Genomic DNA, 17,570 nt, shown 5'->3' with positions numbered 1-17,570 from the left:
TACTTAAAACAAATTCGAGGCGATTTCCTGATACGAAAGCAGTACGAGGGCCAACACAGCCAGCCCGAGGCCAGCAAGATTTATTTTGCTTAGCTTCTCACGAAACAAGACCACTGCGCCCAGAGCACCCGCCATGATAATGCCTATGTTATTGACCGGATAGAGAAAGGCTCCGTCGTTGCCAAAAGCGGATAGCGCTTTGATCAGGAAAAAGATAGAGAAATAATTGGGAATGCCCAGCACTATACCTGCCCAGATGCTTTTCAACCGAAAAAAAGTGCGGCCACTCATGAGCATGTACAGCAGTACCACAAAACCGAGCACTGCGGATGCGGTAAAGGTCAGCATCGTAAACTGACTAGCTTCATGGGCCTGAAGGTGATACTCGTTCACGTAATTGATAAGCGAGTCGGCAAAACCACCGCACAGGAAAATAATGAACGGGAGCACAAAGGTGAGCGAACGAGCCCCGGGTTTGTCGCCCTCGGAGCCAGGGCGTACCGAGGAAAGCACAATGGCGACTAAGGCCAGCGCCATACCCAGGTAATTCACGGCTGTATATTCTTTCAGGCTGGTCTGCAATACCAGCAGACTAAATAGCACAGGTATAACCAGCGAGATCTTGGTGGCCACGGAGGCTGCCGTCACGCCTACTTTATGGGTGGTAAGTGCGATCAGGTAGAAAGCGATTATAAAGACAGCGCCCAGCACCAGAGCATGCGGCGCCCAAGACTTCTGAAACACGCCCGTCTGCAGCACATCGGCCCCTCCCGGAAAGGCCAGCCCTACCACGATGCAGACTATGTAATTGACCACAATAGCCTGAAACGTATGCACATTGAAGCGTTGGTAAAGCTTGAAGATAAACACGAGCGAAACGCCCGACAGCACACTCAGGATCAGGTATAGCATAGGTATAGCAGCAAGGTCCTGTAACAGGACCTGATTTGCAAAAGTAACAGAAGCGTGAGCAAGCGCCAAGCCATGCCCCTTTTATAGGCACATTAACCGAAATTGTTTTAATTTGTGGCAGCACTAAATTTTTCCTTTTGTCTGCCACGCCATACCTGATCCACTTTACCGAAACCGGTAGTCAAGCCATTGGCTTTATCGCCTCTACACAGCTGACCCAAAACATCCCCTTTGCGATCAAGCGGGTGTTTTGGACATACGGTACTCCAGCGGGTGTGCTGCGCGGACAGCATGCCAACAAAGCCACCGAGGAAGTGCTGGTTGCCGCTAATGGAAGCATCACTGTGGAAACAGACAATGGGAAAAGCAAGCAAACTTTCGTACTGGACAATCCTGCCGTGGGGCTATACATACCAGCCATGTGTTGGACCGATCTGCACTTTGCGCCAAGCACCATTGCTGTCTGCATGACCTCTACTGATTTCGAAGAGTCTGACTATATTCGTGACTATGCCACTTTTCAGCGCCTGGTAGCACACCTGGCCCTGTAACAAGTCTATGCCCATGCCCACCATCCAGATCCCGTATTTTGCTTTCCGTGATTTCCCTGCAGGTATAAACCGGCTGGTGGAAGAAGCGCTGCTTGGTGCTGTCCGTGGTCAACAGTATATCTTGGGAGAGGAAGTGAGTGCTTTCGAATGCGAATTTGCCGATTATGTGCAGGCTGGGATGGCCATTGGGCTGGGCAATGGCTACGATGCGCTGGTAGTAGCTTTGAAAGCCACAGGTATAGGAGCAGGCGACGAAGTGATCGTGCCGGCCAATACGTTTATCGCGACCGTGAATGCCGTGGTACAGGTAGGTGCTATACCTGTGCTAGCCGAGCCGGACCGCTATACCTACAACCTGACTGCTACAGAGGCAGCTGCGCACATGACTCCCCGTACTAAAGCCATTATACCTGTGCACCTGTATGGGCAGGCTTGCGAGATGGCAGGTTTCCTGGAACTGGCGGAGCAGCATAACCTGAGTATCATAGAAGACTTTGCCCAGGCACAAGGAGCCAGCTACAAAGGCCGTTCGGTAGGTAGTTTTGGCCATATCAGCGCCACCAGTTTTTACCCGACCAAAAACCTGGGTGCGTTGGGTGATGGGGGCGCTGTCGTTACCTCAGATTCTAAATTGGCGAACTACGCCCGCATGTACCGCAACTATGGACAGCAGCAGAAATACCATAACCAGATCGTCGGCATCAATTCCCGCCTTGATACACTGCAGGCAGCGGCGCTCCGCATCAAGCTGCAGCACCTCGATGCGCTGAACAGCGAGCGTCAGCGACTGGCGCAGGTGTACCTGACCAGGCTGCAAGGTATGGGCGACCTGGTGTTGCCTGTCACAGCACCGGACTGCACCCACGTATACCACATCTTCAACATCCGCACAAAGCACCGCGACGCCTTGCAGCTATACCTGTTAGCGCAAGGTATACAGACCGCTATCCACTATCCGGTGCCCGTTCATTTGCAGGAAGCCTATACCTATTTAGGATATCAAGAGGGAAGCTTTCCGGTAGCAGAAGAGTTGGCCGAAACAAGTCTGAGTCTGCCGCTTTTTCCGGGGATGACAGCGGCTGAACAGGAAGCAGTGATCTCTTGGATACACACTTTTTTTGAGCGCCATGGCTGATCCTGCTTCACTTCCGCTGGTGTCGGTTATCTGCCTTTGCTACAACCACGAGCATTTTCTTGCTGAGGCGCTGGACTCGGTACTGGCACAGACTTATCCGAATCTGGAGATCATCATCATGGATGACTGCAGCACGGATAATAGTGTGAGCATCATTCAGAAGTACATCCGGCAATACCCGCAGCTCACCTTCATGAGTACGGGCACTAACCAAGGCAATACCAGGGCCTTCAACTTGGCCTGGCAGGCTTCTAAAGGTGCTTATATCATTGACTTCGCTACTGATGACGTGCTCCTGCCTGATCGGGTGGCACAGCAAGTCGAGGCGTTCGAAAAACTGGATCATACTTATGGTGTCATCTACTCGGATGCAGCATACATCGATGATAATGGCCAGCATGTTCGGTATCACTGCCAGCGTAACCAGGCGGGGGAGGTTGTTTCCTTTGCACCTTCCGGCGACATCTTTCACCATCTGCTGGGTCGCTACTTCGTTTGTCCGCCTACTATGATGATGAAACGTCAAGTTTTTGAGGACCTGCAGGGCTACGACGAGTCACTGGCTTATGAGGACTTTGACTTCTGGGTGCGCTCCTCCCGCAGGTATAAATACTTCTTTCTCGATGCCGTTACGACCAGGCGCCGTCTGCATGCCAACTCCCTTTCGCAGCAGTGGTACAAACCGGGCGACAGACAGCTGGCCTCCACCGTGATCGTTTGCCAGAAAGCCATGAAACTGGTGCAAAGTCCTGAAGACAGCAGCGCCCTGACCCGCCGCCTGCAATATGAAGCCCGACATGCCTTCCTGACCGGCCACTACCAGCAGGCCGAGGAGTTCCTGAGCCTGCTCCGACAGCACGCTGGCCTCGGGCCGGTATACCATACCTTGCACTTCCTGAATAAACTTAAAGTAGATCTACGCTTCCTTAGAGTGCTGTACCAGAAGATTTTAAATCGCTGAAATTGCACTCTGTCAGGGACTTACTACACATTGAAGGTAAACATGTAAACTGTTTTCTATTTCTGCGTAAGTATTAGTTATCCCAGGCGTGTTTGATGAGTTGCGCATTTGAGAAATGACAGGATGAAGTTTAAACACGCTTCTAAATCCGAACTCCTTTTTTAGCAGTGAGTTAACTTAATATTAACCTGCGGATGACTATTTTAGCATAAATGCCTATATTTGAAATTCAATCGCCTAAAACAACACCATGATTACAGCCATTGCCTCCCGTGTAGAAGTCATGAAATGGATGGAAAGCTTTGTCCAGGAAAAGATGACAGAGTTTCTCAAATCTGTTGAAGACAGTTGGCAGCCTGCTGACTTGCTGCCTGACGCCCGTATGGAGAATTTCTTTGAAGAGATTAAAAACCTACAGGAGCGTGCCCGTGACCTGAGTTATGACCTGCTTGCTGTTCTGGTAGGTGATACGATCACAGAAGAAGCACTCCCGACTTACGAAAGTTGGTTGATGTCGATTAAGGATGTGCCAAGCAACGAGGACAGCCCATGGATGAAGTGGAACCGTGCCTGGACAGCCGAGGAGAACCGTCACGGTGATCTGCTGAACAAATACCTATACCTGACCGGTCGTATCAACATGCGTGAAATGGAGGCTTCTACGCAGTACCTGATTGCCGATGGCTTCGACCTGCAGACTGACAATGACCCGTATCGCGCCTTCGTGTATACCTCATTCCAGGAAACAGCTACCAACCTGTCGCACCGCCGCGTGGCCCAGATCGCCAAGAAGCAGGGCGACGGTATGTTGGCAAAACTTTGCGGTTATGTGGCTTCTGACGAAGCACGTCACGCCAAAGCATATAAGGCTTTTGTAGGCAAAATATTTGAGGCCGATCCGAATGAAATGATGCTGGCTTTTGAAGATATGATGCGCAAAAAGATCGTAATGCCAGCCCACTACATGCGTGAGCTTGGTGTGGACATGGGCAAGACATTCGGTCACTTTACCGATGCTGCGCAGCGCATTAACGTATACACGGCCCTCGACTACACAGACATTCTGAAAGACCTTGTGAAAGAGTGGAAACTGGAATCAGTGACTGGCTTGAATGATGCCGGCGAACGTGCCCGCGATTATTTGACAGCTCTGCCAGACCGCCTCAGAAGAGTAGCGGAGCGCATGCGAGCACCACAACTAGACTATAAATTCCGCTGGATCGACTAATCCGGTGTTATCAACCCATAAAAAGAGCGGGGCCTGTCATTAATCTGACAGGCCCCGCTCTTTTTATGAGTAATCGTTAATCTTTAAGTTCAATAGCATCTGTAAAGGCAATGTAGCTTCGGATCTCTTCCGCCTTTTTATCGGGATCCGGGTAGTACCAGGCTGCATCCAGCTCGACTTCCCCGTTTACTTTTACATGATAGAAAGAAGCCTCGCCCATACCTTCCTGTGTGGTGTGCGTCCTGCTTTCTTCCAGGTATTGGGGGTTTACTTTGTTTGGTGGAAAATAATGCTTGCCGCCCACCTTGACGGTACGGTCGCTATCTGCTATTACGATATTGTTGAATATTGCTTTCATAGTAATTTGGTTTGGTTAGTATCTGTATATATGGTACTCCCGCATGCGGCTTATTGTTACCATACCTGTGCTTGTGCGATATTGTACGTATAAGAACCGGTGCGCAAGAACATTCGCCTGTGCAGCGTTGTTAGGTTATAAATCAGGAGAGAGCATATGAGTATAGGATATAGATTTGCAGAGTACATTCCGCCGCAGGACGATAAGCAGGGTTTCGAGTCGCTGCTGAAGATCTTTCTGCAGCTGGTGATGATTACCTCCGGCGATGTGGCCGAAGCGCTGTCATGGCTTAGCTCGCTGGACAAGCAGTATGGCCTCACCGGCGATGAGTATGGTATAGGCGATTTCATTGAAGACCTGAAGAAGAACGGGTACATCGACGAGAATCCGCAGGAAGAGGGGGTGCTGAAACTGACCGCCAAGAGCGAACAAAACATCCGGAAAAGTGCGCTGGAGGAAATCTTTGGGAAACTAAAGAAAGGCGGCAAAGGCAGCCATGCGACTCCGCAGACAGGTATAGGCGATGAGGCCAGCACGGACCGCCGCGAGTACCGGTTCGGGGATGCGATCGAGCAGATCTCCATGACTGACTCGATCCGCAATGCCCAGATCAACCACGGCCTCTCAGACTTCCGGCTCACAGAGCAGGACCTCGAGATAATGGAGACAGAGCACAAAACGCAATCGGCCACGGTGCTGATGATTGACATCTCGCACTCCATGATCCTGTACGGTGAAGACCGCATCACACCAGCCAAAAAAGTAGCTATGGCACTTGCTGAACTGGTAAAGCAGAAGTACCCGAAAGACACCCTGGATGTGATCGTGTTTGGCAACGACGCCTGGCAGATCGAAATAAAAGACCTGCCATATCTGGAAGTGGGTCCCTACCACACCAACACGGTGGCGGGGCTTGAACTGGCGATGGATATCCTGCGGAAGCGCAAGACGCCCAATAAGCAGATCTTTATGATTACGGACGGTAAACCGACCTGCTTGAAAGAGGGGGTGCACTATTACAAAAACAGCTTTGGGCTGGACCGCAAGGTGGTCAATAAAACCTTGAACCTGGCAGCGGCTTGCCGACGCATCAAGATTCCGATCACCACTTTTATGATCGCTTCGGACCCATACCTGCAACAATTCGTAGACGAGTTTACCAAAGTGAACAACGGCCAGGCCTACTACAGCTCGCTGAAAGGTTTAGGACACCTGGTGTTCCGTGACTACGGGCGTAACCGCAAGAAGAGCTTTTAAGATTTGATACAGACCTCACAGCGTCTTCCAGACCTGTGAGTGTCTATTAGCTACGAAGCGACTTCAGCTACAAGACTGTTACGATTGCTTTTTCTTCAGTGAATAGGCATACAAAAACAGAAGAATCAAGGCACCCAATACAGTGTAATAAACAGCAGTGCTTAACTCAAAATACAGTCTGGATATGATGGCGATTAGAACAAGCAAAAGCCCAATCATTTCCAGCATTTTATAAAGAGGAATCTTTCTCATAAAAACAAGATACGATTTATCGGGTTAGAGTCCTTAAAAAGTAAACATTTCAACAGTCATTCAACCAAAAAAGAATGCAATACAAAGACATACCAGCAGAGAACTTACTTAAGATCAAAACCCTAGGCCAGCTTCGTGGTGCAGGGTACGAGCCACAGACTGTAAAGCAGGAGCTGCGTCGTAACCTGATCAGCAAGCTGCAGCGCAAAGAAGAAGTGTTCCCGGGCATTTGGGGCTATGAAGAAACCGTGGTGCCGGACCTGCAGCGGGCTATCCTGTCGATGCACCACATCAACTTACTCGGTTTACGCGGACAGGCCAAAACACGCATTGCCCGCCTGATGGTGGATTTGCTAGACGAGTACATACCTGTTGTGCAGGGCTCCGAGCTGAATGACGACCCCTTGCAGCCGCTTTCGCGCTTTGCCAAAGACCTGGTGCACGAGCATGGCGATGATACGCCCATCAGCTGGCTGCACCGCTCCGACAGGTATACCGAGAAGCTGGCAACCCCTGACGTGTCAGTAGCTGACCTGATCGGCGATGCGGACCCCATCAAAGCGGCTACGTTGAAACTGCCTTACTCTGATGAACGGGTGATCCATTTCGGCCTGATTCCGCGTTCGCACCGGTGCATTTTCGTGATCAATGAGTTACCCGATTTGCAGGCCCGTATTCAGGTATCCCTGTTCAATATTTTGCAGGAAGGCGACATCCAGATCCGGGGTTTTAAGGTGCGCCTGCCGCTCGATATCCAGTTTGTGTTCACAGCCAACCCCGAGGACTATACTAACCGAGGCTCGATTGTAACCCCACTGAAAGACCGTATTGACTCGCAGATCATCACGCATTATCCGAAATCCATCGAGATCGGCAAGAAGATCACAAAGCAGGAAGCGCATATTAAAGATGAGCAAGAGCAACTGGTGACTACCAACGACATCATCAGTGACCTGATAGAGCAGGTAGCCTTTGAAGCCCGTGAGAGTGAGTATGTCGATGCCAAGAGCGGCGTGTCGGCACGTCTGACTATCTCAGCTTTTGAGAGCTTACTGAGTGCTGCCGAGCGACGGGCTTTATTGAACGGCGAAAGCAAAACCTATGTGCGCTTGTCGGATTTTCTGAACACCATACCTGCCGTGACGGGTAAAGTGGAGCTCGTGTACGAAGGAGAGCAGGAAGGCGCAGGACATGTGGCGCAGGTGCTGATGGGTAAAGCCATCCGTACGCAATTCCTCCATTACTTCCCTGACCCTGACAAGGCCAAAAAATCAAAAGAAGGAAATCCGTACAAGAAAATTACTGATTGGTTTGGCGACGGCAATACGGTTGATATACTGAATGACGCGCCTGCCACGGAATACAAGAAAGCCCTTCAAGCTATACCTGGCCTAAGCGAACTGGTAGAAAAGCACCGCTCAGAAGCAAAAGGCGAAGAGAAGCTGTTCATGATGGAATTTGCCTTGCACGGCCTGGCAGAGCACAGCCAGCTCAGCAAAAACCGACTCAGCACCGGCCTGCAGTTTAAGGACCTGCTCAGCGGTATGTTCACCATGCCGAGCTTTGGTGAAGAAGAAGACGAGGATGACTTTTAAGAGTTAGATAGGTATACAGTTCGGAAGTTAATAAAGTGAAAGCCAGAAGCGGTGCAAGTGCTGCTTCTGGCTTTTTCATTGCTGGTATTGAAGGCAATAATCTAAACTTTCAGAGGAGAAGGACCTATACCTGAAGTAAGGCAGTGACGATGCTGTCCCATTCTTGCTGAAGCGAGGTATCAGGGCGTTTTCTGCCAGCGCGACTGTACCAGTAATCCGCATTCCAGGTGTCGCCTTCTTTGCGGTGCAGGTAAGCGTGAATCCAGGCAGCAGTTTTATCAGGCAGGTCTTGGATCAGGATGTGCGCTTTGTCCCAGTCACCCTTTGCCTCATGCCACATCGCCTGCAGGTATACCGAGGCCTCCGGGGGAGGCGTGGGAACAGAGAGGCTGTCTTTGAAGGCGGCGAGGTTCATATGATAGTTTCGCTGTATGAAGAGCCAACAACTTTAGAAATGTAAGCTAGATGCAATCTGGTCAAATAGCGGTTTGAATGCTTCAAAATTAGGAGAAATGGTCACCATCGTTAAAATCAGTATCATGCCATCCTTATTTGTAAGGAGTACATAGTTGTGCATATCCTCTCTGCTGTATTTATTCTGATGTGTTTCTATCAGGAATTTATACTTTCTTTCATTAATCACTGTATCACCTTGCTCAAGAATCCTAAATCCTTCGACAGTCCCGATGCTTTTTAGGAATTCAGTGTAGGTATTATCCAGGCCCGTTTCATTGCGGTGTAAGATATTGATGTTGAAATTCTCCCTTGGCACATCTTCTTCGCTCTGTTTCTGCCTGAATGCCATTAAGGCCAGGGATTGGTCAGCGGGTACACCGTACTTCCAGCCAATCGGAATTCCAATCCGATAATTTTGAACGGTATCCTGAATAATGGTGAGTTCCTGACCGAAACTGATAGTCTTTACAGATACTAGAATAAAAAAGGTGAGTAAAAAGTGTTTCATATTTAGGGTATTGGTTCTAGGTGACGGTTTATCCGTATGATAAGCTGAGGATGGGGGTGGTTTCTTTCTGGAATCACTAAGCTGATAAGGTATAAACAGCATTAAAGCCCACTTAATTATTGAAGCTGTTAATAGTTAGATTACTTTCTAAATTGAAGGTGCTCCATTTCATTTCCAGCAAGAATTTTTTCAGCAACGATTTCAAATCCTAATTTCAAGTACAGTTGTCTGGCCTTCAGATTCTTTTTGTCTACAAGCAATCCCAGTGTTTCTTCTCTTTGGTTGACATATTCATCGATCAAAAACTGGAACACTTTAGAGCCGATCCCTTTTCCTTGTTGATTTGGATCGACGCCTACACAATCGATATAATATTCACCAGCCTGTGTTTCTTCTTCAAGATGATAATCCCTGTTAAACATTTCTTTTAATGTAAGTGCTACAGGTTTTCTGAGCTCCGGTAATCTTGCGCCATCATAAACAATAGCGGCGGCGACAATTTCGCTTTCAGATTCCACTACCCAGCAGTTTTCATAAGAGTATTGGTTGCCTTTTTCCTGAATTAAGTAATTCAAAAATTGCAGAGCTTTTGCAGAGGAGTTTTCTCCTATGAGAACATAAACAATGTCGTTCATTGCTAACATAATGTAAGAAGCAATGGCATTGTAATCTTCAGGTTTAGCTTTTCTGATTAACATAGTAGGTCCTGGTATCAAAATGTTAGTATCTATTATTGGGCTTACTCCTATACTACTATCAACTCCTTTCCAGCCACATCCTTTCGCTTCCAAGCCATTACAATTACCAACACGATCAACAGCCTTATTAAAGTAAAGATCAATTCCCCGGTCATATCCAGGTTAGTTGGATACGCCATATTCGCCATCAGATGGAGCAAAATAGCCCCAAGTATACTGCGGTTGGTGTGGTTATATACCCAGGTGAATACAAAAGAAAGCATGATTAGCTGGAAAGACCAGGACCAGAACTGATAGCCAAAGCCTTTGGCGTGCTGTGAAGTGCCTTCGATGAAAAATAACGGCAAGTGCCAGAGTATCCAAAAGATACCTAATATCAGACTGCCTACTATAGCGCCATACTTTTCCTGCAGCGGGTCCAGTACGTAGCCGCGCCAGCCCAGTTCTTCTGAAACAGGACCGGCAAATACGATGATCAGCATGAAAGTGAGTATAGCAGATGGTGTATCAAGGCCGCTGAATAAACTCACTAACGGCGGCTGTACACCACCAAAAAAGGAATAAATATAGTAGCCCAAGAGATAGATAGCCGGAAAAATTAGCAGGATGATGAAGTACCAGGCCCATCCAATCCGCTTAAAATTGAAGACGCGGTTCCAGAAATCTTGTTTCTCTGCTGCATTACCGTAGCGCTGCACCAGGTAAATCGCTGCAAAAGAGGGTCCGAAGGCACCGAGGATGATGATAGGCAGCAGCAGATTGCCAGGAACCGGTAATGCCAGGATAGAACCCCAGATTAACCAGGAAAAGATAAAACTCAAAGCAAAAAAGCCCCAGATACCGGCAATGGCAGGTTTTGGTGAGGAAAGACTATCCATGGTAGAAGTTTAAGGTGAGAAAACTTACTACAATATAGCGAATTGTAAATACTTTTTGATGGCTCAAGTGTTCGTTCTTATCGAACTATAGTCCTTAGCCAAACAAAGCCGGCAGCTGCTTCACCAAGGTATAGCCACCCATCCAGGCCATCACCAGCACCACCAAAATACCAAAAATGGTCAGCCACAGTGGGTGCTTATACCTGCCGATGATTTTGGTTTTATGGGCGGCAATCAAAATGGTGCCGAGGGTGATGGGGAGGATCAGTCCATTGAGAGCGCCGGCCAGAATGAGCAGGTGCACCGGGCGACCAATAGTGACAAATATAGCAGTGGAGACAACGATAAAGCCGATGATGAACCAGTTCTCGTAACGCTCAATGCTCTTGTGAAAGGACTTGATAAAGGAAACGGAGGTATAGGCCGATCCGATAACGGAGGTGATCGCCGCTGACACCATCACAATACCAAAAAGCTTATACCCAACGTTACCGGCAGCCAATTGAAACACAGAGGCTGGTGGATTGCTTTCGTCCAGCGTCAGCCCTTTGCTCACCACACCGAGCGCTGCCAGGAACAGAAAAATGCGGATAATGGAAGCGACTGTTATACCTGACACGGCACTGGTATTTACTTCTGAAAGGGCAGCCTCTCCCTTCACGCCGGCATCGAGCAAGCGATGGCCGCCCGCAAAGGTAATGTAGCCACCGACCGTACCGCCTACCAACGTGATGATCGCGATCAAGTCGATCTCGTCAGGTATAAAGGTTTTGACAGCAGCCTCAGCAAGGGGAGGAGAGGAAGTGATGGCCACGTATACGATCAGCAGAATCATAAGCAGGCCCATGATCTGGGCAAAGCGGTCCATCACCTTTTTGGCTTCTCGTACCAGGAAGATGCCGATGGCAATTGCTGCGGCAATAATGGCTCCCAGTTCCGGAGAAATTCCGAAGAGCACGTTGAAGCCCAGCCCGGCACCGCCCACATTGCCGATGTTGAAAGCGAAGCCACCAAGCACAATGAGCACCGCTATAAACAGACCAAGGCCCGGTAACAGCATATTGGCAATATCCTGCGCCCGCTTTTCCGACACGGCTATTACACGCCACACATTGAGCTGCACTCCGATATCGAGGATGATGGAGGCCAGAATCACAAAGCCAAAACTTGCTGCTAGCGACTGCGTGAAAACGGTGGTCTGGGTGAGGAATCCGGGGCCGACGGCGGAAGTCGCCATCAGGAAGGCAGCACCGAGCAGGACGCTCCAGTTACGTTTCTGCTTCATGGGCGCTGCACGGTTGGACTAGCAAGCGCTATACCTTCGCGCTGCAAGGCTTCGTGTATATGGCGGGCAAACTCCAGCGCATGTGGACCGTCGCCGTGTATGCAAACTGAATCAGCCTGTATACCTATATCAGCCCCTTGCTGCGACTGTACTTTTCCTTCCCGAACCATGCGCAGCACCTGGCTGATAGCTTTGTCTGAGTCAGTGATCAGCGCGTCCGGCTGGCGGCGGGAGGTGAGGGTGCCATCCTGCTGGTAGGTGCGGTCAGCAAATACCTCGTTGGCAGCGCCCAGGTGCAGCCAGTTGGCAGCTCTGATCAATTCACTTCCGGCCAGGCCGTAAAGCAACGCCTCGGGTTTCACTTTGTACACGGCTTCAGCAATGGCCTCAGCCAGTTGGGTGTCGGTAGCAGCCATGTTATAAAGGGCACCGTGCGGTTTCACGTGGTGCAGGGTACCGCCTTCAGCCTGCACAAAAGCCTGGAGCGCTCCTATCTGATAGATCACCATGTCGTATACCTCCTCTGCTGAAACGGCCAGGTTGCGCCTTCCAAAGCCCACCAGGTCGGGTAGGCCGGGGTGAGCGCCGATGGCTACATTGTGCTGCAGGCATAGCTGCACCGTCTTGCGCATCACGCCAGGGTCACCGGCATGGAAACCACAGGCAATGTTAGCGGACGTGACATACGGGAGGATCTGTTCGTCGTTGCCCATCTGGTAGGCGCCAAAGCTTTCGCCCAGGTCGCAGTTCAGGTCAACGGTAAGGGGTGTGTTCATTTGTTGTGCTTAAGGTGGATGGCGTGTGCCAACTGTACCAGGTTCTGTTCCTGCCGCATGTAAAGCTGCTGGGCTTCTTCCAGCGATACTTCCTCAAACGAGATGGTCTGACCCGGCATGACCTGTGCTAATATAGGCAAATCAACGCTAACCACCTGCAGGATGCGCGGGTAACCTCCTGTGGTCTGATGATCTGCCATCAGCACGATCGGCTTGCCGTCCGGAGGCACCTGCACAGTGCCAAAAGTAACGGCGCTGGAGATGAGCTCCGTCGCTTCGTTCAGGTATAGCGATACACCCTGCAATCGGTAGCCCATCCGATCCGATTGACTTGAGACCTGGAAACGCTCCACCCAGATCTGCTCCTGGCTGGTATCAGAAAAGAGCTCAAATTCAGGACCCTTGATGGCACGGATGGTCGGGTTCGGTTTGTAAGCAGGATAGAACTGAGGATCGGGTGTCCAGCTGGCGGCTGTGTAATCGTGGCCGCCCGTAGTGCCGGTTGCTTGCGAGAACAGAGCTATACCTGCTGAAGTGGGAGGGTGGCAAGGGATAAAGTCTCCTGCCTGCAGCGCACGGCCCTGGTAGCCGCCTATACCTGCCTGCAGGTAAGTGGCATAGCTACGCATCACCTGCGGCATATCAAACCCGCCTGACACGGCCAGGTAAGCCCTGCAGCCAGCCAAGGGTGCTCCGAAAGATAGTATGCTGCCGCTCTTCACAAAAAATGGACGCCACATGCGCACCGTCTCTCCATTGAGCTGAGCAGATAGGTCAGCACCGGTCAGGGCGATCAGTTGATCTTCTGTGAAAAGGATCGTGGGTCCGGTTAGGGTTATTTCCAGCACAGCCTCTTCCGCGGAGTTTCCTGCCAGCATGTTCGCTACCCGGTAGGCAAAGGTATCCATGGCGCCACTTGTGATGATGCCTTCTTTCTGATGCCCATACCTGCCTTTGTCCTGCAAGGTGGTGAGCATACCTGGTTTCATGATCTCAAGACCCATGCGCCTGTTCGTTTCGCTGCCAGTAATCTTCTTCTGAAATAGCCACAAACCTCACCTGGTCGCCAGCTTGCAGCAAGCTCGGCTGCTCCCGGTTTGGGTCAAAAAGGCGTAGTGGTGTGCGGCCGATCAGTTGCCAGCCGCCTGGTGTCTCGATGGGGTAGATGCCCGTCTGACCACCTGCTATACCTACCGATCCGGCAGGGATGCGGGGTCTGGGGTTTTGCTTGCGGGGTGTGGCCAGCTTTTTCGCCATGCCGCCCAAGTATGGGAAGCCGGGCGCAAAACCGATCATGTATACCTGGTACTTACCGCGTGTATGGCTGGCAATCACTTCCTGCGGCGTAAGCTTGGTATGGCGGGCCACATACTCCAGGTCAGGCCCGAAGGAGCCATTGTAGCACACCGGGATTTCCACCACCCGAGGCGCCGCAGCTTTATCGCTTTCGCGGGCCACTTTAAGCATATGCTGCAGTTGCTCGGTTACGTGGGTATAAGGGTTGTGAAAGCCCTGCTTACTTGCCTGCCAGGGGTCATAGTAAACGGTGACGGTATTGAAAGCGGGCACCTGCTCTACAAACCCAGTGAAGGGATGGCGCTCCAGGTAGCTGCTGAAGGTGCGCACTTTGGTATGCGTCGCTTCGTCGATGCTGTCGCCAAACTGTACCGTGATGGCACTGTCGCCAAGCGGGTATAGCCGGAATAGCTGCATGTCTTTTTGCTTCATACCTGTGCTGATTAGTGTGCCTTTGTATACCTGTTGGAGTAAGGTATAGTTAACCAAGGTACATAAAAAAACACAAGACCGCAGGGTAGCAGTCTTGTGTTTAAAGCAGATGTTCTGAATTTGTTAGTCGTGCAAGCCGACGTCTTCCAGTGAAGGAGGGTGCAACTGACCTTCTGTTTGGGCGATCACCATGGCTACTGTTGCATCGCCGGTTACGTTCACGGTGGTACGGAGCATATCCAGAATACGGTCAGGGGCCAGGATCAGGGCGATACCCTCAATTGGGATGCCTGCCTGCTGCAGCACGATCACGAGCATCACCACACCGGCACCAGGCACAGCGGCAGCACCAATGGAGGCCAGCGTCGCTGTCATCACGATGCCCAGCTGCGTCATCAGGTCCAGATCCATACCGTAGGCCTGCGCTATGAACACAGCAGCCACCGACTGGTAAAGACTGGTACCGTCCATGTTGATGGTAGCACCCAGTGGTAATACAAAGCTGGTGATCTCACGGTTGATGCCCAGTCGCTCTTCACAACGCTCCATGGTAACAGGCAGCGTGGCCGCACTGGAAGATGTAGAAAGCGCCAGCATCTGCGCTGGAAAAATGCCTTTAAAGAAGTCTGTGTATTTTGTTTTGCCGATGGTCACGACAAGTATTGGGTATACTACGAGCATCATGATGGCAAGGCCTACAATCACCACCAGGCCATAATACCCCAGTACCAGCAGGAGTTCCACAGCCGCGCCCGGATCATCTCCGGCAAAATCCACTACCAGTCCCGCCAGGAGGGCAAAAACGCCATATGGAGCCGCCATCATGATGATGTCTACCATCTTGAGTATAACCAGGTTGACACCGTCGAAGAAGGCGTTGATAGGAGCTGACTTATCTTTGGGGATCATGATAAGCGCGATGCCGAAGAGCAGTGCAAAGAAGATCACCTGCAGCATGCTGCTGTTGTTGGTCATCGCCCCGAAAATATTGTCCGGCACAATATCGACCAGCGCCTGCAAAGGGCCCTGTTGCTCTACAGCGGCTGCGTCGGAGGAGCGCTGCTCGGTGGTAGCGGCAAACTGCGATTTAAACTCTTCCCGCTTTTCAGGTGAGAAAGCCTTTCCTGGCTCCACCAGGTTTACAATGACCAAACCCAGCACTACCGCCACGATGGTGGTCATGATGTACATGCCGATGGTCTTGGTGCCAATGCGCGAGAGCTTGCTTACATCACTCAAACTGGCCACCCCCGTTATCAGCGACACGAGTACCAATGGCACCGCGATCAGCTTAAGCAGGTTGATAAAGATGGTACCAAATGGTTTGATAAAGTCGGCAGTAAACTCGATTAGGCCGAAGGAACTGGCAGAGACTCCCCATGCTACCCCGAGGGCCATACCAATAAGAATCTGCCAATGCAGGGCTAACTTCTTCATAAACAGGTTGGTGGCCGGCACTTTGAAGGAGCCCGCCCGTGTTTGGTGTAAGGTTCAGATTAAAGAATGTGGGCAAAGTTTCAGGTATAGCGCTGCCGGAGAGCCCGCTAAGTATGCCCGCGTCAGGTAAAATTAAACAAAATCCTTCAGAAACGGCCGGAATATCTCAATTCCGAAATTTAATGGCTGCACAGTGCCGGTACAGCTGTTTATAAAACAAAAGACCGCAACGTGTGCGGTCTTTTGAGGAATGAAGATGTGTGGGTGAGCTTATGCTTCCTCGTTCACTACGATCTTCTCAATTCTGTCATTGGCTCTGATCTGGTCGATCACGTCCACGCCTTCTACCACCTTGCCGAAGCAGGTATGGTTGCGGTCAAGGTGCGCCGTGTTTTTGCGGCTGTGCACAATAAAGAACTGTGAGCCACCAGTGTTGCGGCCAGCATGCGCCATGCTCAGCACGCCGCGGTCGTGGTACTGGTTCTCGCCGGTCAGTTCGCAATCGATCTTATAGCCAGGGCCACCTGTGCCCGGTACGCCTTTAGCACCTTCGCGTGAGTTCGGGCAGCCGCCCTGTATCACGAAGTCAGGAATAACGCGGTGAAAAGTCAGACCATCGTAGAAGCCATCTTTGGCAAGCTTTATAAAGTTTTCTACCGTCTTAGGAGCATCTTTTTCATAAAACTCTACTTTCATGACGCCTTTAGCGGTATGGATTTCTGCGGTTCTCATAATTCTATTTGTTTGAAATAATGTAATACTAATAAGTACAAAAGTACGGAAAATATTAATTGACAGCCAGGCACCGACTCTCCGATTTGGCTGAACAGGCTACTGGCCCGGTATTTGCCAAAACTTGTAGCGCTCTAAAACAGTAATTGTACTATAGCGCGACACCTGATTTTGATTAAAACCTGAGGCTACTATGAAAGCAATTCCCTACCTACTATCCCTGTTTGGGCTGGCCTTACTGCTGCTCACCGGCTGTGATCAGCCTAAGGATACCCAAACCGGAAACGAAGCTGCCCTGCAGGAAGGGCCAGATGCCCTGCAAACAAACGGACCCGTTGAACCACAAGCCAGTACGGCTCGCCAGATTCCAGGTAGTGCGGAGGCAGCCCGTGTATCTGAGCGCAGCCTGTTGGACAATGTAGCAGCCAACAGCGACCTGGATACTTTTAACACGCTGCTGCGTAAGGCTGGTGTTGCAAAAAGCCTGAGCGGCACTGGTCCCTATACCGTTTTTGCACCTACCGAAGCAGCCTTTCTTGCGCTGCCTGACAGCTTACGTAATAACCTGAATAGCACAGAGCACCGCGAATTACTGCAACAGTTGCTCAACAATCACATTATAGCAGGCAAGCTAACCACCAACGATCTGCAGGATGGTGCCATTCTGAAAACTGCAGAAGGGCGCCAGCTAAAAGTGAAAAAACAAAAAGGGAATGTGCGCATCGGAGATGCGCTGATTGAAGAGTCCGACGGCATGAGCAGCAACGGCGTGCTGCATACGATAGACAAAGTGCTGGTGCCCGTGGAAGAAAAAGCGCTCTAA

The 17,570-nt window shown here is 50.6% G+C and carries 19 protein-coding genes; 7 read left to right on the top strand and 12 right to left on the bottom strand.

All coding sequences use genetic code 11. The features are described from left to right. Positions 1-3: 3 nt before the first annotated feature. Entirely contained in the window at positions 4-981 is a 978-nt protein-coding gene (locus AC5FX6_RS14395) for a hypothetical protein (RefSeq protein ID WP_493597755.1), read from the bottom strand. Positions 982-1,049: 68 nt separating this feature from the next. On the opposite strand from AC5FX6_RS14395, the gene AC5FX6_RS14390 reads away from it, so the two are divergent. From AC5FX6_RS14390 to AC5FX6_RS14375, 4 genes are all read left to right on the top strand, one after another. After that, complete coding sequence (locus AC5FX6_RS14390) at positions 1,050-1,463, top strand: sugar 3,4-ketoisomerase (protein WP_493597754.1); 414 nt, start codon at positions 1,050-1,052, stop codon at positions 1,461-1,463. Between the two features lie 13 nt (positions 1,464-1,476). Then, positions 1,477-2,598 (top strand): DegT/DnrJ/EryC1/StrS family aminotransferase, encoded by a 1,122-nt coding sequence (locus AC5FX6_RS14385; protein ID WP_493597753.1) that lies wholly within the window; start codon positions 1,477-1,479, stop codon positions 2,596-2,598. Further along, entirely contained in the window at positions 2,591-3,559 is a 969-nt protein-coding gene (locus AC5FX6_RS14380) for a glycosyltransferase (protein WP_493597752.1), read from the top strand. Before AC5FX6_RS14385 ends, AC5FX6_RS14380 begins: the two co-directional genes overlap by 8 nt. Positions 3,560-3,809: 250 nt before the next feature. Beyond that, entirely contained in the window at positions 3,810-4,787 is a 978-nt protein-coding gene (locus AC5FX6_RS14375; RefSeq protein WP_493597751.1) for an acyl-ACP desaturase, read from the top strand. A 76-nt stretch (positions 4,788-4,863) separates the two neighbouring features. Here the strand turns inward: AC5FX6_RS14375 and AC5FX6_RS14370 are convergent, their stop codons facing one another. Continuing rightward, positions 4,864-5,145 carry a DUF427 domain-containing protein gene (locus tag AC5FX6_RS14370; RefSeq protein ID WP_493597750.1) on the bottom strand — a complete coding sequence of 94 codons (282 nt, stop codon included), beginning with the start codon at positions 5,143-5,145 and terminating at the stop codon, positions 4,864-4,866. 156 nt (positions 5,146-5,301) lie between these two features. Between AC5FX6_RS14370 and AC5FX6_RS14365 the strand changes: the two genes are divergently transcribed. Both AC5FX6_RS14365 and AC5FX6_RS14360 read left to right on the top strand, forming a co-directional pair. Beyond that, on the top strand, positions 5,302-6,402 hold the full coding sequence (locus AC5FX6_RS14365) for a vWA domain-containing protein (protein WP_493597749.1): 1,101 nt from the start codon (positions 5,302-5,304) through the stop codon (positions 6,400-6,402). 326 nt (positions 6,403-6,728) lie between these two features. Continuing rightward, entirely contained in the window at positions 6,729-8,249 is a 1,521-nt protein-coding gene (locus AC5FX6_RS14360) for a magnesium chelatase (RefSeq protein WP_493597748.1), read from the top strand. 124 nt (positions 8,250-8,373) lie between these two features. On the opposite strand, the gene AC5FX6_RS14355 is transcribed toward AC5FX6_RS14360, so the two are convergent. From AC5FX6_RS14355 to AC5FX6_RS14310, 10 genes are all read right to left on the bottom strand, one after another. Beyond that, entirely contained in the window at positions 8,374-8,664 is a 291-nt protein-coding gene (locus AC5FX6_RS14355; RefSeq protein WP_493597747.1) for a hypothetical protein, read from the bottom strand. Between the two features lie 33 nt (positions 8,665-8,697). Continuing rightward, positions 8,698-9,213 (bottom strand): hypothetical protein, encoded by a 516-nt coding sequence (locus AC5FX6_RS14350; protein ID WP_493597746.1) that lies wholly within the window; start codon positions 9,211-9,213, stop codon positions 8,698-8,700. A gap of 140 nt (positions 9,214-9,353) precedes the next feature. Further along, positions 9,354-9,911: a GNAT family N-acetyltransferase gene (locus tag AC5FX6_RS14345; RefSeq protein ID WP_493597745.1), complete on the bottom strand. Its 558-nt coding sequence runs from the start codon at positions 9,909-9,911 to the stop codon at positions 9,354-9,356. A 47-nt stretch (positions 9,912-9,958) separates the two neighbouring features. Next, the gene (locus AC5FX6_RS14340; protein ID WP_493597744.1) at positions 9,959-10,789 is read right to left on the bottom strand and encodes a CPBP family glutamic-type intramembrane protease; all 831 of its coding nucleotides are present in this window, start codon (positions 10,787-10,789) and stop codon (positions 9,959-9,961) included. A gap of 94 nt (positions 10,790-10,883) precedes the next feature. Continuing rightward, positions 10,884-12,074, bottom strand: a complete 1,191-nt coding sequence (locus AC5FX6_RS14335) for an NRAMP family divalent metal transporter (protein WP_493597743.1) — start codon at positions 12,072-12,074, stop codon at positions 10,884-10,886. Next, positions 12,071-12,850 (bottom strand): 5-oxoprolinase subunit PxpA, encoded by a 780-nt coding sequence (gene pxpA, locus AC5FX6_RS14330; protein WP_493597742.1) that lies wholly within the window; start codon positions 12,848-12,850, stop codon positions 12,071-12,073. The genes AC5FX6_RS14335 and pxpA overlap by 4 nt, the downstream gene beginning before the upstream one ends. Beyond that, positions 12,847-13,854, bottom strand: coding sequence for a 5-oxoprolinase subunit C family protein (locus AC5FX6_RS14325; protein ID WP_493597741.1), 1,008 nt, complete (start codon positions 13,852-13,854; stop codon positions 12,847-12,849). The genes pxpA and AC5FX6_RS14325 overlap by 4 nt, the downstream gene beginning before the upstream one ends. After that, the gene (gene pxpB / locus AC5FX6_RS14320; RefSeq protein WP_493597740.1) at positions 13,844-14,578 is read right to left on the bottom strand and encodes a 5-oxoprolinase subunit PxpB; all 735 of its coding nucleotides are present in this window, start codon (positions 14,576-14,578) and stop codon (positions 13,844-13,846) included. Before pxpB ends, AC5FX6_RS14325 begins: the two co-directional genes overlap by 11 nt. A 123-nt stretch (positions 14,579-14,701) precedes the next feature. Continuing rightward, positions 14,702-16,015, bottom strand: coding sequence for a dicarboxylate/amino acid:cation symporter (locus tag AC5FX6_RS14315; RefSeq protein ID WP_493597739.1), 1,314 nt, complete (start codon positions 16,013-16,015; stop codon positions 14,702-14,704). 270 nt (positions 16,016-16,285) lie between these two features. Further along, positions 16,286-16,747: a peptidylprolyl isomerase gene (locus tag AC5FX6_RS14310; protein ID WP_493597738.1), complete on the bottom strand. Its 462-nt coding sequence runs from the start codon at positions 16,745-16,747 to the stop codon at positions 16,286-16,288. 193 nt (positions 16,748-16,940) lie between these two features. Here AC5FX6_RS14310 and AC5FX6_RS14305 point away from each other — a divergent pair, with 193 nt between their 5' ends. Continuing rightward, on the top strand, positions 16,941-17,570 hold the full coding sequence (locus AC5FX6_RS14305; RefSeq protein ID WP_493597737.1) for a fasciclin domain-containing protein: 630 nt from the start codon (positions 16,941-16,943) through the stop codon (positions 17,568-17,570).

Source organism: Pontibacter sp. LHS2, assembly GCF_058932845.1.
Note: the sequence above shows the minus strand (reverse complement) of the source record. Positions and strands in the feature narration are given on the sequence as shown.

Bases quoted from the DNA above. Each gene is read 5' to 3' on its own strand.
- AC5FX6_RS14385 (WP_493597753.1), top strand. From the start codon at position 1,477: ATGCCCACCATCCAGATCCCGTATTTTGCTTTCCGTGATTTCCCTGCA.
- AC5FX6_RS14380 (WP_493597752.1), top strand. From the start codon at position 2,591: ATGGCTGATCCTGCTTCACTTCCGCTGGTGTCGGTTATCTGCCTTTGC.
- AC5FX6_RS14375 (WP_493597751.1), top strand. From the start codon at position 3,810: ATGATTACAGCCATTGCCTCCCGTGTAGAAGTCATGAAATGGATGGAA.
- AC5FX6_RS14370 (WP_493597750.1), bottom strand. From the start codon at position 5,145: ATGAAAGCAATATTCAACAATATCGTAATAGCAGATAGCGACCGTACC.
- AC5FX6_RS14365 (WP_493597749.1), top strand. From the start codon at position 5,302: ATGAGTATAGGATATAGATTTGCAGAGTACATTCCGCCGCAGGACGAT.
- AC5FX6_RS14360 (WP_493597748.1), top strand. From the start codon at position 6,729: ATGCAATACAAAGACATACCAGCAGAGAACTTACTTAAGATCAAAACC.
- AC5FX6_RS14355 (WP_493597747.1), bottom strand. From the start codon at position 8,664: ATGAACCTCGCCGCCTTCAAAGACAGCCTCTCTGTTCCCACGCCTCCC.
- AC5FX6_RS14350 (WP_493597746.1), bottom strand. From the start codon at position 9,213: ATGAAACACTTTTTACTCACCTTTTTTATTCTAGTATCTGTAAAGACT.
- AC5FX6_RS14345 (WP_493597745.1), bottom strand. From the start codon at position 9,911: ATGTTAATCAGAAAAGCTAAACCTGAAGATTACAATGCCATTGCTTCT.
- AC5FX6_RS14340 (WP_493597744.1), bottom strand. From the start codon at position 10,789: ATGGATAGTCTTTCCTCACCAAAACCTGCCATTGCCGGTATCTGGGGC.
- AC5FX6_RS14335 (WP_493597743.1), bottom strand. From the start codon at position 12,074: ATGAAGCAGAAACGTAACTGGAGCGTCCTGCTCGGTGCTGCCTTCCTG.
- pxpA (WP_493597742.1), bottom strand. From the start codon at position 12,850: ATGAACACACCCCTTACCGTTGACCTGAACTGCGACCTGGGCGAAAGC.
- AC5FX6_RS14325 (WP_493597741.1), bottom strand. From the start codon at position 13,854: ATGGGTCTTGAGATCATGAAACCAGGTATGCTCACCACCTTGCAGGAC.
- pxpB (WP_493597740.1), bottom strand. From the start codon at position 14,578: ATGAAGCAAAAAGACATGCAGCTATTCCGGCTATACCCGCTTGGCGAC.
- AC5FX6_RS14315 (WP_493597739.1), bottom strand. From the start codon at position 16,015: ATGAAGAAGTTAGCCCTGCATTGGCAGATTCTTATTGGTATGGCCCTC.
- AC5FX6_RS14310 (WP_493597738.1), bottom strand. From the start codon at position 16,747: ATGAGAACCGCAGAAATCCATACCGCTAAAGGCGTCATGAAAGTAGAG.
- AC5FX6_RS14305 (WP_493597737.1), top strand. From the start codon at position 16,941: ATGAAAGCAATTCCCTACCTACTATCCCTGTTTGGGCTGGCCTTACTG.